This is a genomic window from Aquirufa novilacunae (genome assembly GCF_045310505.1).
GTDB lineage: Bacteria > Bacteroidota > Bacteroidia > Cytophagales > Spirosomataceae > Aquirufa > Aquirufa novilacunae.
In genome coordinates, this window is sequence record NZ_JBEWZG010000001.1 from 658,438 (window position 1) to 672,798 (window position 14,361).

17 protein-coding genes are annotated in these 14,361 nt (G+C 40.9%); 9 read left to right on the plus strand and 8 right to left on the minus strand.

Annotated features, from left to right (window positions below; translation table 11 throughout):
* Window positions 1-18: 18 nt before the first annotated feature.
* On the minus strand, window positions 19-771 hold the full coding sequence (kdsB, locus tag V7S74_RS03035; RefSeq protein WP_406777289.1) for a 3-deoxy-manno-octulosonate cytidylyltransferase: 753 nt from the start codon (window positions 769-771) through the stop codon (window positions 19-21).
* Window positions 772-835: 64 nt separating this feature from the next.
* Between kdsB and V7S74_RS03040 the strand changes: the two genes are divergently transcribed.
* The 5 genes from V7S74_RS03040 to V7S74_RS03060 all read left to right on the plus strand — a co-directional run bounded on the left by V7S74_RS03040 (window position 836) and on the right by V7S74_RS03060 (window position 5,087).
* Window positions 836-1,495 carry a hypothetical protein gene (locus tag V7S74_RS03040; protein ID WP_406777290.1) on the plus strand — a complete coding sequence of 220 codons (660 nt, stop codon included), beginning with the start codon at window positions 836-838 and terminating at the stop codon, window positions 1,493-1,495.
* Window positions 1,482-2,351, plus strand: coding sequence for a septal ring lytic transglycosylase RlpA family protein (locus V7S74_RS03045; RefSeq protein WP_406777291.1), 870 nt, complete (start codon window positions 1,482-1,484; stop codon window positions 2,349-2,351). Before V7S74_RS03040 ends, V7S74_RS03045 begins: the two co-directional genes overlap by 14 nt.
* Window positions 2,352-2,508: 157 nt before the next feature.
* Window positions 2,509-3,291 carry a TIGR02757 family protein gene (locus tag V7S74_RS03050; RefSeq protein ID WP_406777292.1) on the plus strand — a complete coding sequence of 261 codons (783 nt, stop codon included), beginning with the start codon at window positions 2,509-2,511 and terminating at the stop codon, window positions 3,289-3,291.
* On the plus strand, window positions 3,282-4,163 hold the full coding sequence (locus V7S74_RS03055) for an aldose epimerase family protein (protein WP_406777293.1): 882 nt from the start codon (window positions 3,282-3,284) through the stop codon (window positions 4,161-4,163). Before V7S74_RS03050 ends, V7S74_RS03055 begins: the two co-directional genes overlap by 10 nt.
* 33 nt (window positions 4,164-4,196) lie before the next feature.
* On the plus strand, window positions 4,197-5,087 hold the full coding sequence (locus V7S74_RS03060) for a DUF3078 domain-containing protein (protein WP_406777294.1): 891 nt from the start codon (window positions 4,197-4,199) through the stop codon (window positions 5,085-5,087).
* Here V7S74_RS03060 and V7S74_RS03065 read toward each other — a convergent pair whose 3' ends face one another.
* Together V7S74_RS03065 and V7S74_RS03070 are read right to left on the minus strand one after the other, a co-directional pair.
* Entirely contained in the window at window positions 5,088-5,978 is an 891-nt protein-coding gene (locus V7S74_RS03065) for a Ppx/GppA phosphatase family protein (protein WP_406777295.1), read from the minus strand.
* Window positions 5,975-6,256 (minus strand): HesB/IscA family protein, encoded by a 282-nt coding sequence (locus V7S74_RS03070; RefSeq protein WP_406777296.1) that lies wholly within the window; start codon window positions 6,254-6,256, stop codon window positions 5,975-5,977. The genes V7S74_RS03065 and V7S74_RS03070 overlap by 4 nt, the downstream gene beginning before the upstream one ends.
* Before the next feature lie 64 nt (window positions 6,257-6,320).
* Here V7S74_RS03070 and porX point away from each other — a divergent pair, with 64 nt between their 5' ends.
* A complete protein-coding gene (gene porX, locus V7S74_RS03075; protein WP_406777297.1) occupies window positions 6,321-7,886 on the plus strand; it encodes a T9SS response regulator signal transducer PorX in 1,566 nt (521 codons plus the stop codon).
* On the opposite strand, the gene V7S74_RS03080 is transcribed toward porX, so the two are convergent.
* Both V7S74_RS03080 and fsa read right to left on the minus strand, forming a co-directional pair.
* Window positions 7,887-8,558, minus strand: a complete 672-nt coding sequence (locus V7S74_RS03080) for a cell division ATP-binding protein FtsE (protein ID WP_406777298.1) — start codon at window positions 8,556-8,558, stop codon at window positions 7,887-7,889.
* Window positions 8,559-8,575: 17 nt separating this feature from the next.
* Complete coding sequence (fsa, locus tag V7S74_RS03085; protein WP_223130404.1) at window positions 8,576-9,232, minus strand: fructose-6-phosphate aldolase; 657 nt, start codon at window positions 9,230-9,232, stop codon at window positions 8,576-8,578.
* Between the two features lie 180 nt (window positions 9,233-9,412).
* Between fsa and V7S74_RS03090 the strand changes: the two genes are divergently transcribed.
* The 3 genes from V7S74_RS03090 to V7S74_RS03100 are packed head-to-tail and all read left to right on the plus strand — an operon-like array spanning window position 9,413 to window position 11,395.
* On the plus strand, window positions 9,413-10,117 hold the full coding sequence (locus V7S74_RS03090) for a tetratricopeptide repeat protein (protein ID WP_406777299.1): 705 nt from the start codon (window positions 9,413-9,415) through the stop codon (window positions 10,115-10,117).
* A complete protein-coding gene (locus V7S74_RS03095) occupies window positions 10,114-10,473 on the plus strand; it encodes a transmembrane 220 family protein (RefSeq protein WP_406777300.1) in 360 nt (119 codons plus the stop codon). The genes V7S74_RS03090 and V7S74_RS03095 overlap by 4 nt, the downstream gene beginning before the upstream one ends.
* Window position 10,474: 1 nt before the next feature.
* Window positions 10,475-11,395, plus strand: coding sequence for a sugar phosphate isomerase/epimerase family protein (locus V7S74_RS03100; RefSeq protein ID WP_406777301.1), 921 nt, complete (start codon window positions 10,475-10,477; stop codon window positions 11,393-11,395).
* Window positions 11,396-11,443: 48 nt separating this feature from the next.
* Here V7S74_RS03100 and V7S74_RS03105 read toward each other — a convergent pair whose 3' ends face one another.
* Genes V7S74_RS03105 through V7S74_RS03115 form a run of 3 tightly spaced genes read right to left on the minus strand, consistent with a single transcriptional unit; the run spans window position 11,444 to window position 14,327 of the window.
* Entirely contained in the window at window positions 11,444-12,175 is a 732-nt protein-coding gene (locus tag V7S74_RS03105; protein ID WP_406777302.1) for an outer membrane lipoprotein-sorting protein, read from the minus strand.
* Between the two features lie 35 nt (window positions 12,176-12,210).
* Entirely contained in the window at window positions 12,211-13,425 is a 1,215-nt protein-coding gene (locus V7S74_RS03110; RefSeq protein WP_406777303.1) for a TCR/Tet family MFS transporter, read from the minus strand.
* A 23-nt stretch (window positions 13,426-13,448) separates the two neighbouring features.
* Window positions 13,449-14,327 (minus strand): sugar phosphate isomerase/epimerase family protein, encoded by an 879-nt coding sequence (locus V7S74_RS03115; protein ID WP_406777304.1) that lies wholly within the window; start codon window positions 14,325-14,327, stop codon window positions 13,449-13,451.
* Window positions 14,328-14,361 lie beyond the last annotated feature (34 nt).

A 14,361-nucleotide genomic window follows, 5' to 3' on the forward strand; every position in this document is an offset into this window, starting at 1 on the left:
AATATACCGCTTTTCAGGCTAAATGAGGCCCATTTTTTGAATTTTTTCTAGATCTTCCGGGGAATCAATTCCTATCGTTTCAAATTGCGTTTCAATGGCCTTAATTTGAACGCCATTTTGAATCCAACGCAATTGTTCTAGTGATTCTGCGAGCTCTAAACTCGTCGGCTTTAAGGCACTTAAACCTGGTAAAATATCAGCCCGATAGGCATATAAACCGATATGCTTGAAAAATGTATGCTTATTCAACCATGTTGACGGCTCCACCCCTCTCAAAAAGGGTATCGTTTGCCGAGAAAAATAGAGCGCATTTCCTTCTTCATCGCAGACCACTTTCGGGGTATTGACGTTAAATAGCGTTTCTGAGTCTGTAATTTTCTTAATTAAGGTCAAAATAGGGGCTCCAGAGCTGAAACCAACCGCCACTTCTTCTAATTGTGCTGGCTCGATGAATGGCTCATCCCCTTGGATATTTACCACATAATCTACCGATTCGCCCAGTCTACTCAGTACTTCTGCGCAACGATCCGTTCCAGTCAGATGCTCCGATGACGTCATCATCACCTCAGCATTGAATCCCTGAGCTGCATCATATATTCGCTGATCATCTGTAGCAATTATAATTCGATCGAAGCCTTTGACTGCTTTCACGCGCTCATAGGTACGCTGAATCATCGGCTTTCCACCTAAGTCAACTAAGGGCTTTCCTGGAAATCGGGTGGATGCGAAACGAGCCGGAATAATCGCGGCTACTTTTTTGCCGTGCAGCATATTTAATACGTTTTTTCGATAGAATTTTGCCAAATTTGCACATAATTTCCAAACTTTCGACCCTTTGCCCGCATTTTTCGAACATTCCTTTTCTGAACCTATCTGGAGTATCCGCTACTGGGGAACACCTGAAGAACCACGTTTATGGATCGAAACGAGAGGAAATGGGGAGGCATTTTGGCATTCCTGCGAACTAAGTTCAAAAAAAGTGGAACTATTAGGTAAAGCTCCCGCAGATTATGCCCAATTAAACTTCCACTCTGGCGACGAAAAAGAGGCCATTTTTATCAAATTACAGCAGTCAAAAAATCCGGGCATCGAATCGATTCAGACCTATTCTCTGCGGCCGGTAGCACTTTTGAAAGAGGAAAAACCGAGGCCTCTAATCACAGAGAGCCCTTTTCGCTTTCAAACCCCGCAGCATTACGAAGAAAGCCAAGATTATTTCAAAGACTTCCAAACTTTTTTCAAGCAACAATTCAACGAAAATATAGCGAAGGGAATAGATTATTTTGAAGGTGAGGATAAGCTATTATTTTCTTATTATCTTTACGATAATGGCTGGAAAAATTACCTTCGGGTTTGCAATTTAGCCTTCGAGACCTTAGTTCTAGAACTAATCGCAGAAGGAGATGCCATCGGTTACCATACCTTTACTTTACTTAATGACCAATTAATTTTTGTGAAGGACAAAATCAAACTTGTGATTTATGAAAAATTATAAATTAACTCTACTAATTGCCTTTTTATTAGGTTTAAATCTTGCAGCAAAGGCTACTACGCTTGATTCCCTAGGATTAAAAAAGGAAAACAATAAGACATTTTTGCTATTCAAAGTAGGACCTAAACAATCCCTATTCTCCATTTTAAAACGCTATAACTTATCCCTGACAGAATTCAAATCGGCTAATGCAGCTATCGAAATTCCTGTTAAAACCGGAGAAATTCTTTACATCCCACTTCATTACTTAGAGGAAAGCAATCCTGCACCTAAAGTAGTAGAGGAAAAAGTGGCTGAGACCCCTAAAGAGGCTGAAATACACATTGTAGCACCTAAGCAGGGTTTACTTTCAGTGGCGAACATGCACAAAGTAACCATGGCGGAATTGCGCAAATGGAATAACTTGACATCTGATCGTTTACAAGAGGGTCAGCGTTTAATTGTTTCAGATCCTTCAGGCTCAAAATCGACTATTGCAGTGGATAAAACGAGTTTATTACCTGCTGAAACAACGGTAGCCGCTACAGCTCCTGCTGCTGCTCCTGCTCCAGTTTCCGAAGCACCTGCCAAAGAAAAAGGGCCAGAAGACATCAAAAAGAAAATCGAAACGGGTATTGCGGAACTAATCGATGTACCGGACAATTCAGGTAAATTCTTAGCACTTCATCGCACAGCCCCTATTGGAACATTGGTTTTAGTAAAAAACTTAACGAACAACCAAAGTATTTGGGTAAAAGTTATCGGACGTTTACCAGGTGGTGACAGCAAAGTAATCATCAAACTCTCGCCTAAGGCTTTTGAAAAATTGAATGCGGTAGACAAACGCGTGAGAGCTGAAATCTCCTATTTATTACAGTAATGAACAAAAGAAAGAGACCTATTACGGCTGGACACGTAGTTTTTGAAATATTCTTTATTTTATCCTACCCCTTTATTGCGGTATTCTCGACTGTAGTTACTGTATTGGTTTGGCTTTTCTCTTTTCCATCCAGAATCATCGCCTTTTTTAGCCGAAAATGATTTCAGAAAAAATTGCGACCATCTTAGACGAGAAATTCGCTTTTTTCAATCATCCGCGCTTTATTGAGCACGATCCTATTCAAATTCCTCATTCCTTTAGTCGTTTACAAGACAAAGAAATTATGGGCTTTTGGGTGGCGATATTAGCCTGGGGACAACGAAAAACGATTCTTCAGAATGCCCATACCCTCATTAATTTGATGGATGGCGCTCCCTATGATTTCATTCTACATCATCAGGATGCCGATTTAAAGCGATTTGAATCCTTTAAACACCGAACATTTCAATACTCTGACACCCTCTATTTTATTGATTTTTTTAAACGGCATTATTCACATACTAATTCCTTAGAATCAGCGTTTACCAAAGGATTAAGTCCAGAGGACGTGACGATAGAAAATGGCTTGAATGGGTTCTACCACTATTTTTTCGATTCAGAATGGTCTCCTGAGCGAACGAAGAAGCACATTGCATCACCGTTGAAAAATTCAGCCTGTAAAAGAATCAACATGTTTCTACGCTGGATGGTTAGAAAAGATGAGGCGGGAGTTGATTTTGGACTTTGGAATAGCATAAAACCAGCTCAATTAGTTTGTCCACTCGATGTGCACGCAATGCGCACGGCAGGACAATTAGGATTGATGAAAGAGGAGAAGGCTAACTGGAAAACGGCTTTGGCATTAACGAATACCTTACGGGAATTAGATCCAACTGACCCTGTAAAATATGATTTTGCCCTGTATGGAATGGGCATCGAAGTGAAAACTCTATGGAAATAAAAATTAGCAATTCAATCGGGGATTATGCGGTCATCCAGGCGCAAACGGGGGCTAGCTTAATCGAACTACATCTAGCAGGCTTATCCCTCATTGATCTACCTGGAAGCAAAAATCATCCACTAGAAAGCAATCCATACCATCCATCTGCCCTCTTAACTCCGTGGGTTAATCGAGTTCGCAATGGCAATTATTCCTTTAAAGGCAAAAACTACCAATTACCCATCAATGAGCCCGCATTAGGCAACGCCATTCATGGTCTATTAGCTAGAAAGTCCTTTACTATCGTTAAGCAATCAAGTTCATCCATCACTTTAATGCACGAATATAAGGGGGAGGAACCTAATTACCCCTTCCCTTTTCAATTCCAATACACCTACACCTTAACAGATTCACGAGCATTAGAAGTGACATTTGAAGCACTAAATACGGGCGAAGGCCCCCTTCCATTCGCCTGTGGATGGCATCCCTATTTCAGCTTCCCCGAAACGAAAGTAGACGACTTAGAGATTAACTTTAAACCCATCAGCCGATTTTTATCTGACTCCCAAATGATTCCATTAAAAGAGGAAAATCTGAACGGAAAACAACAATTTAAATTCAGTACGGATAAAATTGATCACGTATTTCGTTTAGAACCAATGGAAATTCATCGCACCGAATTCATTGATACCAAACATCAAAAAAGGCTGATTTTAGAGCAATCTTCTATTTTATTTCCTTTCCTAGTGGTCTTCCAACCGGAAGGTTTTAGCTCTGTGGCCATTGAGCCCATGACAGCAAATACCGATGCTTTTAATACAGGCGACGGGCTAATTGAGCTTGCTCCTTCGGAGGCCTTTTCAGGACAGATCCGTTTATCCACAGGAAAATAGACCATTGAAACAGCTTTTTCGTACCTTTGCTTCATGAAGTTAATTACCCTCGTCATTTTTTGCTTTCTATCCACTTTAAGTCCCATTTTGGGGGAGTCAAAGGCGGATTCTACAGCAAATAAATGGAAGCAAGTGATGACTTCAGGAATTAACCTAAATCAATCTAGTTTCAGCGATAACTGGAAAGGTGGAGGGACTAATACTTTGGCCATTGGTTGGTATTTAAATCATACCGCGAATGTATCCAATGAGTCTTGGCGTTTAAACTCTGACCTTAATTTGCAAGTTGGTTTTCTCCAAAACCGTACCCAAAGTCTTCGCAAAAACATCGACCGCATTGCCTACGAATTTAAAGCGGGTTACCGAATTAGTCCTAAGTGGGATTTTTATGGCTCTACGAACTTCCAAACACAGTTCTTTAATGGCTATGAATATGGCAAGAAAAACAAAGCTGGCGTTCCAGTCGATTCCTTGATTTCTAGCCTCTTTGCTCCTGCCTATTTGACCTCTTCCATGGGCCTCGAATACCATCCGGACAAATCCTTTTATACGCGAATCGGTATTGGTAGTTTGCGCCAAACCTTTGTTTTTGATCAAGAAATTTCCAGAGCCGGTTTGTATGGTTTGGAAAAGCCAGGTGACAATATTCGTAACCAATTTGTGTTCCAATACCTAGTGAACATTGACAAGGATGTTTGGGAAAATATCAATGTAAAAGCCCGTTATTCCGCCTTAATCGACTATTTTCGATTAACCTTATCGAACAGCATCGTGCATCGCTTAGATGCGAATGTCACTATGAAAGTGAACAAGTATGTGAGCACGAATCTCCAGATGGTGCTTTTCCGTGACTACGACCAAGATCCTAATTGGCAGTTTTCTCAAATCCTATCCATGGGACTCGTATACCGAATTGAGAAATAACTATTTCTTGCGATTGAGATAGCGATCGTACAACATTTGGAGAATACCATCTTTTAAACCCAAGTCTGGCACCAAAATAGACTTACAGCCACCTAACTCCATCGCAGTCAGATAGATAGAAGCGGCTGGCACAATTACATCAGCCCTGTCCGTATTCAACCGCAACTTATTTACGCGATCCTCGAATGAAAAAGAACCTACATAGGCTGCCATTTCAAATAAGGTATCAAAAGTCATGGACTTCTCCTCGGCAGCTGGCTTCGATAGGTTAAATAATTTAGCAATGTTACCTCCGGTTCCAATGGCTTCCATTTCACCCGGAATCAGCTGTTTTTGTGTGGTAATCCAATTACGCATTTTTTCCCAATCACCCTCCTTTTCTGTTCCTTCCAAAAGACGAACAGAGCCGATTTTAAATGATTTAGAGGCTAATTTCTCTCGGTTACGGTAGATATTCAGTTCCGTACTACCCCCACCCACATCAATGTGCAAATAATTTTTCTTCGGATGCAGAGATTGAACTACCACATCATTAATTAACTCTGCCTCTCTGCTACCATCAATCAACTGAATTTTCATATCCAAAATCTTATGGATACGCGTAATAATCTCCGCAGAATTAGAGGCCTCTCGCATCGCTGAGGTCGCACAAATGGCGTAATCCTTCACCTCATGCAGGTCCATCAATAATTTATAGGCATGTAATAATTTAAAAATACGCACCTCAGATTCTGGTGAAATCAACCCATCGGAGAATACATCATGACCTAAACGCAAAGCGAAACGAACGTATTCAATTCGCTTAAAACTAATGACACCCTCGTTTTCTAGGACACTAGATATTTGAAGGCGGGCGGCATTAGAACCGATGTCGATGGCTGCAAATTTCATTTTTTCACGGGTTTATGGAGAAAAAAACCATTGCCTTGGGCTTCATAAGAAATTTCCGTTCCCAGGACAAAAAGTAATTGTCTTCGATCAATAATGACCGGTATTTCCTCAATTAGGTATTCCTCGTCATTTTCTGTTTTTGAATCAAAACCGAGTACATAAGTACCTCCGCAGGTTCCACCGCGCATTCCCACCCGCAAAAAGGGTTCCGGAAAGGCGATTAATCGCAAATTATCTTTCGCGGTTTGTGTGAATTGAACGGGTTGATCTAATAACATATATTAACATGGATGTCGAAGTAAAATTAGCTAATTTTAGGCTCGAACGGTAAATAATTGAACAATGACGTATAAAATACTTTGGGCAGACGATGAAATCGATTTATTGAAACCCTACATCTTGTTTTTAGAGAGCAAAGGTTATGAAGTATTTACCGTGAATTCCGGATCAGATGCACTTGAATTAGTAGAAACGCAGAAATTCGACATCTTATTTTTAGATGAAAATATGCCGGGTATGTCAGGATTAGAGGTATTGCTGCACATTAAAAAAATCAGGCCTAATCTACCGGTGATTATGATTACTAAATCAGAGGAGGAGGAATTGATGGAAGATGCCATCGGTTCTAAAATCGCTGATTACTTAATTAAACCCCTGAATCCGAATCAATTATTACTTTCCGTTAAACGTATTTTTGATAAAAAGAGACTCGAAGAAGGCAAAACGAATATCACTTATCAGCAGGAGTTCTTAGCCTTGTCGATGCAGTACCAGGATCGTTTGAATGCCAAAGAGTGGTCAGACATTTACGAGAAACTCGTTTATTGGGAACTCGAAATCGATACGACGGAAAACAAGTCGATGGCAGAAGTTTTGAACAATCAGAAAAATGAAGCCAACGCCCATTTTAGCAAGTTTATTGAGAAAAACTACGAAGATTGGTTGCAAAGGCCCGACGCTGACACCCCCATCTTATCGCATCTAATGATGCGCAAACATGTTTTTCCTAAACTAAACGACAAAAGCCCACTCTATTTTATCCTCATAGACAACTTACGTTTTGACCAATGGAAAACCCTGGATAAATACATTCAGGAATACTTCCGATTAGAGTCTGAAAACAAGTATTATTCCATCCTGCCTACTACCACGGCTTATGCCAGAAATTCCATCTTTGCGGGCATGATGCCTTCCGAAATCGCGAAAAACTACCCAGATAAATGGGTGTATGACGTAGGGGATTCAGAGGACGAAGAAGGGTTTAACAAGCAGGAAGAATTTTACCTACAAGAGCAATTGAAACGACTTAAAATCAACGCAAAAAGCTCTTACCATAAAATTGTACACCAATACCAAGGCAAACAATTAGTGGATAATTTCAACAAATTAGCCACCAATGATTTGAATGTCATCGTCTATAATTTCGTGGATATGCTTTCGCATGCCAGAACAGATATGGCGATGATTAAGGAACTAGCTCCCGACGAATCGGCTTATAGAAGTTTGACCGCTAGCTGGTTCCAGCACTCCCCTCTTTTTGATTTATTGAAGAAGATTGCAGAGAAAAAAGGACGTGTCATCATCACAACAGATCATGGAATGATACGCGTTCAAAACCCCATTAAAATTGTAGGAGATCGCCATACCAATACGAATTTGCGCTACAAACAGGGAAAGAATTTGAATTGGGATACGGCGAATAAAATGATGGTTTGCCGAAAGCCTGAGAATATTTTCTTGCCTAAACCGAATGTTTCAACGACCTATGTTTTCGCCAAAGAGGATAATCTGTTTGCCTATCCAAACAATTATAATCAATATGTAAACCATTACCGAAACACCTTCCAACACGGAGGAATTTCACTGGAGGAATGTATCATTCCAGTGGTTTATTATACCGGAAAATAACTAAAGGCTGGAAACAGGAAAGATTTTACCCCCTTCACATTTGAGAATTTGGCCAGGAACCTTGGTCATCGTGTTATAATCGTGACTAGCCATAATGATGGCCATTCCGCTTTGATTCAACTCCTTGAATAATTGCATAATTTCTAACGAAACTTCTGGATCTAAGTGACCTGTAGGCTCATCAGCTAACAATAATACGGGATTATTCAAGATGGCACGTGCAATACAAATACGTTGTTGTTCTCCCCCAGATAAACGGTGAATACGCTTTGAAATAGCAGAACTCATACCCACCCGAGCTAAAACCTCTTCAATCTTAAAGCGAATCTCCTCTTTATTCGTTTGTCCGGTGGCCTCTAGAACGAAAGAAAGATTCTTCTCCACATTCCGGTCCGTCAGCAATTGAAAGTCTTGGAATACAAAACCCAATTTACGACGTAAGTAAGGCACTTCCGAACGCTTGATAGTGTTCAATGAATAACCTGCCACCGAAGCAATACCTGACTGAATACCTAATTCAGCAATAATGCTACGGAAGAAGGTACTTTTACCGCTACCAGTCTTACCAATTAAATAATAAAAATCTCCTTCATTAATCGTTAAATTAATGTCTTCCAGTGTGTTGACACCTTCCTGTGAAATTGTTACTTGTTCAAAAGATAAAACAGACATAGAAATGGCTTTTTTAATTAGGAGTTTGCTTTCGCGTGATCCGCTAAAAATTGAGCTAATCCGTTATCAGTTAATGGATGCTTTAATAAAGCTAACATCGCAGATAAAGGACCTGTCATCACATCAGCTGCCGCTTCAGCGCATTTGATGATGTGCATTGGGTGACGAACAGAGGCCGCTAAGATTTGGGTATCAAATTCGTAATTGTCATAGATTAAACGAATTTGCTCAATCAATTCAATCCCGTCGAATGAAATATCATCTAAACGACCGATGAAAGGGGAAACGTAAGTTGCACCTGCTTTAGCCGCAAGCAAAGCTTGACCTGCTGAAAAAACTAAGGTGCAATTCGTTTTAATCCCTCTTTCTGAAAAATATTTCAAGGCTTTAATACCGTCCTTGATCATGGGAATCTTAACTACGATTTTATCGTCCAGCTCCGCTAATTCTTCGCCTTCGCGAATCATTCCTTCATAATCAGTCGCAATTACCTCCGCAGAAACATCGCCATCTACGATATCACAAATTGCTTTGTAATGACGTAAAACGTTGTCTTTTCCTGTGATTCCCTCTTTAGCCATTAAGGATGGGTTCGTTGTAACGCCGTCCAAAACACCTAAATCTTGTGCTTCCTTGATTTGAGCTAAATTAGCTGTGTCGATAAAAAATTTCATAGGTCAGATTTTTATAACAAAAAAATGGCAAATTCACCGCTACGACCGACCTACCCTTGCTTCGATCAAGACCTGGGGGATTCAGCGGGAGCTGGTAATTTGCCGTCACAAAGATGACAAAAAAGCAGCTTTTTTCAAAATATATATCGTTTTTTTGGAATCGGCACTTAACTTTAAACAATGAAAAAATCGATTCTATTTTTGAGCCTGGTATTTATGTGGGCATGTTCCACTTCAGGTGAGGCCTGGTTAGAGGAAGCGAAGACGCGCTTTGGCAAAGGAGAAAGTGTTTCAGCGAAAGAAGCGCTGGAAAAAGCCCTGGAGAAAAACCCAGGATTAGCAGAGGCCTATAATTTAAGAGGCGTCATTTTATTTCAAGAAAAAAACTATCCGGAGGCGGAAGCCGCTTATCGAAAAGCGATTGAATTAAAACCGTCCTTGTATACGGCACAATTGAATTTAGGGGCCGTATTGATGGAACAAGGGGTTTGGGATAAATCAATAGCACCCACGAACCGAGCTATTGCAGCACAACCTGATTCAGCCGCTGGCTATCTCCAAAGAGGCATCATACAAGCGGCCCTAGCTAAGCCCGCTGAGGCAAAAAATGATTTCACTGAGGCTATCAAACGTTCTCCGAAAGAAATCAATGCCTATTATAACCGCGGAAATATTTTATTTCAAGAGGAAAATTATCCGGCAGCTATCGCTGATTTTGCAAAGGCCGCTGAGATTAATCCGAATTTTGGCAAAGCCTATTATGCTTTAGGCTTATCTTACATCAAATCGGATCAAAACGATAAAGCCTGCCTAGCTTTCCAGCAGGCCCAAAAACTAAACTACCCTGGCGCTGCCGAGGCAGTTAAAAACCTATGCAATCGATGATCAGAAACGCCCAATTTATCTTAGGAGGAATTTTTGGCCTAGCCTTTACCTTATTCACCTATTGGCAATTGAATGACCCAGATCCAGTACTCTGGGTACCCGTCTATGCCACAGCTGTTTATACGTCTATTCAAGCGATGAGAGGAAAGACTAATCCGGAACTTTTGCTTGTCTTATTTTGCCTCTCCTTTTTTGCAGGATTACAATTATGGATGGAAATGACCGCCTGGGAAGGATTTATAACAGACGGATTAAGCATGAAAACACATAACCAAGAATTAGCGAGAGAGGCCGTTGGTCTTTGGATTGCATCGGGATCTTTAGCGCTTTTTTACGGTTTACACAAAATGAAATAAGATGTTAGACTTAGGTTTTGTCTCTGCCATATTGCCTAATAAAAGCCTTTTTGAGGTTTTGGATTATGCACATCAACAGCATTTTACCTGCGTGGAGGTTATGTGCTGGCCATCTTCCTCAAGCGATGCGCGTCGCTATGCAGGTGTTTCGCATATCGCGGTGGATCAATTATCAGCAACAGAACTACAAGAGCTGAAAGCCCAATTAGACGCTCATCCAGTAAAGGTCTCAGCACTAGGGTATTATCCGAACCCATTGGATCCTGATGAAACACAAGCTGCCTTTTACCGGGAGCATATCAAGAAGGTAATTAAAGCGGCGGCGATTTTAGGTATTGAACGGGTAAATACCTTCGTGGGACGCGATTACACAAAAAATGTGGCCTATAATGTGGGGCGATTTACGGAGGTTTGGCCAGAGATCATCGCCTTAGCTGATTCTCTACAGATCAAAATAGGCATCGAGAACTGTCCTATGTTTTTTACGGATGACGAGTGGCCGGGCGGAAAGAATTTAATGACCACGCCTAAGATTTGGGATGAGTTGTTTACGATTATTCCATCGGCGAATTTTGGCCTAAATTATGATCCATCTCATATGGTATTCCAAATGATGGACTACACCTACCCTATCTATCATTATGCTGATCGGATTCACCATGTGCACTTGAAGGATGTGAAAGTATATCCAGAGAAATTAAATCGCGTGGGCATTTTAGCGAATCCATTAGAATACCATTCGCCTAAAATACCGGGATTAGGTGATATTCATTGGGGGAAATTTATTTCTGCCTTGAATGATGTTCGCTACAGAGGTCCGATTGTCATTGAGGTCGAAGATAAGGCCTACGAAGGTTCTGAGGAAGATATTGATAAAGCAATTCGAAGCGCTCGAAATCACATTCAACAATTTTTACCCTAAAAAAAGGGCTTCATTTCTGAAGCCCTTTTATATTTCAACAACCTGTTTTTATTTACTAGGTTTAGCAAAGATCGCAGGGTCAATCGCTGGATTAATTTCTACGGAAACCGTTTCCACTGTCATGGTACCACCCATTGGGCTAGGTGTTTCTACAGTATGTGGGAAAGCTAGACCGTTAACCATCTTGTAGTTAGAGAAATTCACTTCCGAATCTACTTCCTGTCCATTAACATTCACTTTAGCTTGTGTTTTCACGACAAAATTAGTCGCAGTAGAAACATATACCTTACTATCTTCACCTGATGGCTTAGTTACTGTTAAGAGATACACATCAGCACCGTCTAATTTTTCTTTAGAGACTAATTCGATTTTATGGCCATCGTTCTTCGCAGAAGTCAAAATAGAGCCTAATACTTTCTGTGAAGCAGCCATCTTTACTTGTTCAGCTGGCATATCCTCTGGAGAACCCGTACCACCCATCATCGCTGGGCGATTCATCCAACCTTTGTCTCCATCAATCACCGTGATAATTTTATTTCCCATCACTTCGATCTCCGTACGGAAAGATTTTCCTACCACTAAAGAGGTTTTACTTTCGATATCCATCCCCTGAACTGAGAATTTATTCTTTAACACCGCTGTTTTTACGGTAGCCCATTTATCCAAGCCCCCCATCGCAGCTTCGTGTTTCGCTAAGATTTCTTCCGTTGTTTGTGCTGAGGCAACCGAAGCTACTAACATTCCCGCCACTAGGCAGATCGATTTGATCATTGTTTTCATTTTATTGGGGTTTAATTTGTCCAAAAATAAGGAATTTATTGAGATTTCTTCGGAATTGATCTCATTACAATGAACCAACCGATTAAAACTAAAATAGCTGCCATAAAGAAGGCGGCACCAGGAAATAAAATTGGGGCTTTTTCAGAAGCAAAATAGGCGAACAAATTAGAGGCTAACAAAGGCCCAAAAATCGTCGTAATTGATTGTAAACTCGTTAAACCACCCTGTAATTCTCCTTGTTCATCCGCGCCTACTTGCTGGGTAATTAAGCTTTGAAGCGCAGGACCCGCAATTCCACCAAGCCCAAATGGGATCATAAAGGCATACATCATCCAAGACTTCGTTGCATAAGCGAACATAAAAAAGCCTATGCCATACAGCAAAAGCCCGTAAGAGATCGCTTTTATCTCCCCCAGTTTTGGCATAATAACGCGAGCTAAACCACCCTGAACAATGGCAACAATTAGACCTACAAAGGCTAATGAATAACCCACTTGATCCGGTGTCCAGCCAAAAACCTTCATCGTAAAATAAGACCAGGTACTCGGGTGCACCTGACCGGCTAATTGCAAGCAGAAAAATCCGCCTACTAAACCGGCAATAACCGGGTATTTTGTCAAATTCTTTAAAGAACCTAGGGGATTTGCGCGCTTGATATCAAAAGCACGGCGATTTGATTTAGCTAACGATTCAGGCAAGATAAAATAGCCATAAATACCATTGATCAGTGTTAAAGCTGCAGCGGCGAAGAAAGGGATGCGATCTCCATATGAGGCTAAAAGGCCACCTATCGCAGGACCTATGATGAATCCAACCCCAAAAGCAGCCCCCACAACCCCAAAATTCTTAGCCCGATCCTCCGGTTTCGATACATCAGCAATATAGGCCTGAGCTGTGGTAAAACTAGCCCCTGTGATGCCTGACATGATCCGACCAATAAATAGCCACACGATATTGGGTGCGAAAGCTAAGACTAAATAATCGATAGTGAAGCCGAAAAGGGAGGCTAAAATCACTGGACGACGGCCCACTTGGTCCGAAAGCCCACCTAATATAGGCGAAAACAAGAATTGCATAATAGCATAAGAAGCCATTAACCAACCCGCATATTGAGAGGCTACGGAAATATCACCGCCTACAAAACCTTTAATTAAAGTAGGTAGAACCGGGATAATCAGGCCTATTCCTAAAACGTCTATTAAAAGTGTGATGAAGATAAATCCGATTGCCGGATCCTTTTTACTCGCCATTTGATGTTAGATTAGGCTGCAATTTAAGAAAAAGGATACTGAATTCTAGTCTTTAAAAATTCCTTACTCGTTTCTGCACACGAAAAAGGTGATTTACCGGCATCTGGTACCGCATCTAATTCAACGATGGCAAAGCCCTTAAATTTGATCTTTTCCAAATTAGCAAACACCTCCTCTAAGTTCACTTTCCCTTGCCCTAATTCCACGAAACGATAGCGAGGTTCTGTTTGGCGCACATCTTTTACGTGAAGAGAATGCAATACCTTTTTGTATTTCAAAACCGCCTCTGCTGGATTCCCTCCCCCTTGGAAATAATGGGCAACATCTAACAATAATTTAATCTTAGAGGGATCCATATGTTTCACTAATAATTCTACTTCCTCTGGTGTTTCACCAAACTGATCCATGTGATTATGGTAGGTCGCTTGAATGCCAATTTCCTTCGTTTTGGCACCGATTTCATTCATCACTTCAGCTAAACGAATCAAGTCTTTCTCCTCCGGCTTCACACTTTTTTTACGCAAAGAATTCGTTAGTTGTATCGATGTTCCACCCAATGCTTTCACAAAATTCGCATGCTTCACATGCTGAGCAATAGAAGCGTCTACTTTAGCTGGATCAATCTCCACATTTCCACTCGAAAACATACATAATTGCAGGCCTGATTGATCAATAAGCGCCTTTAATGCAGCAGGGTTTTCTCCATATTTCGAAAAGGTGTTCGCACGTAATTGAATACCCTTAAAGCCTAAACTAGCGATATCTTTAATCGCTTGCTCATCCTGCCCACTCCATGTGATGGAAGAATAACCTAAATAATAGGATTTTTGGGCAGCGAGAAGAGAAGAAATAGGTAGTGTAGTGGCCAGGGTTAAGGCTAGAAATTCGCGTCTTGAAGTCATAGTAGAGGTTTTTAATTAAAAGCCTCATTACCAG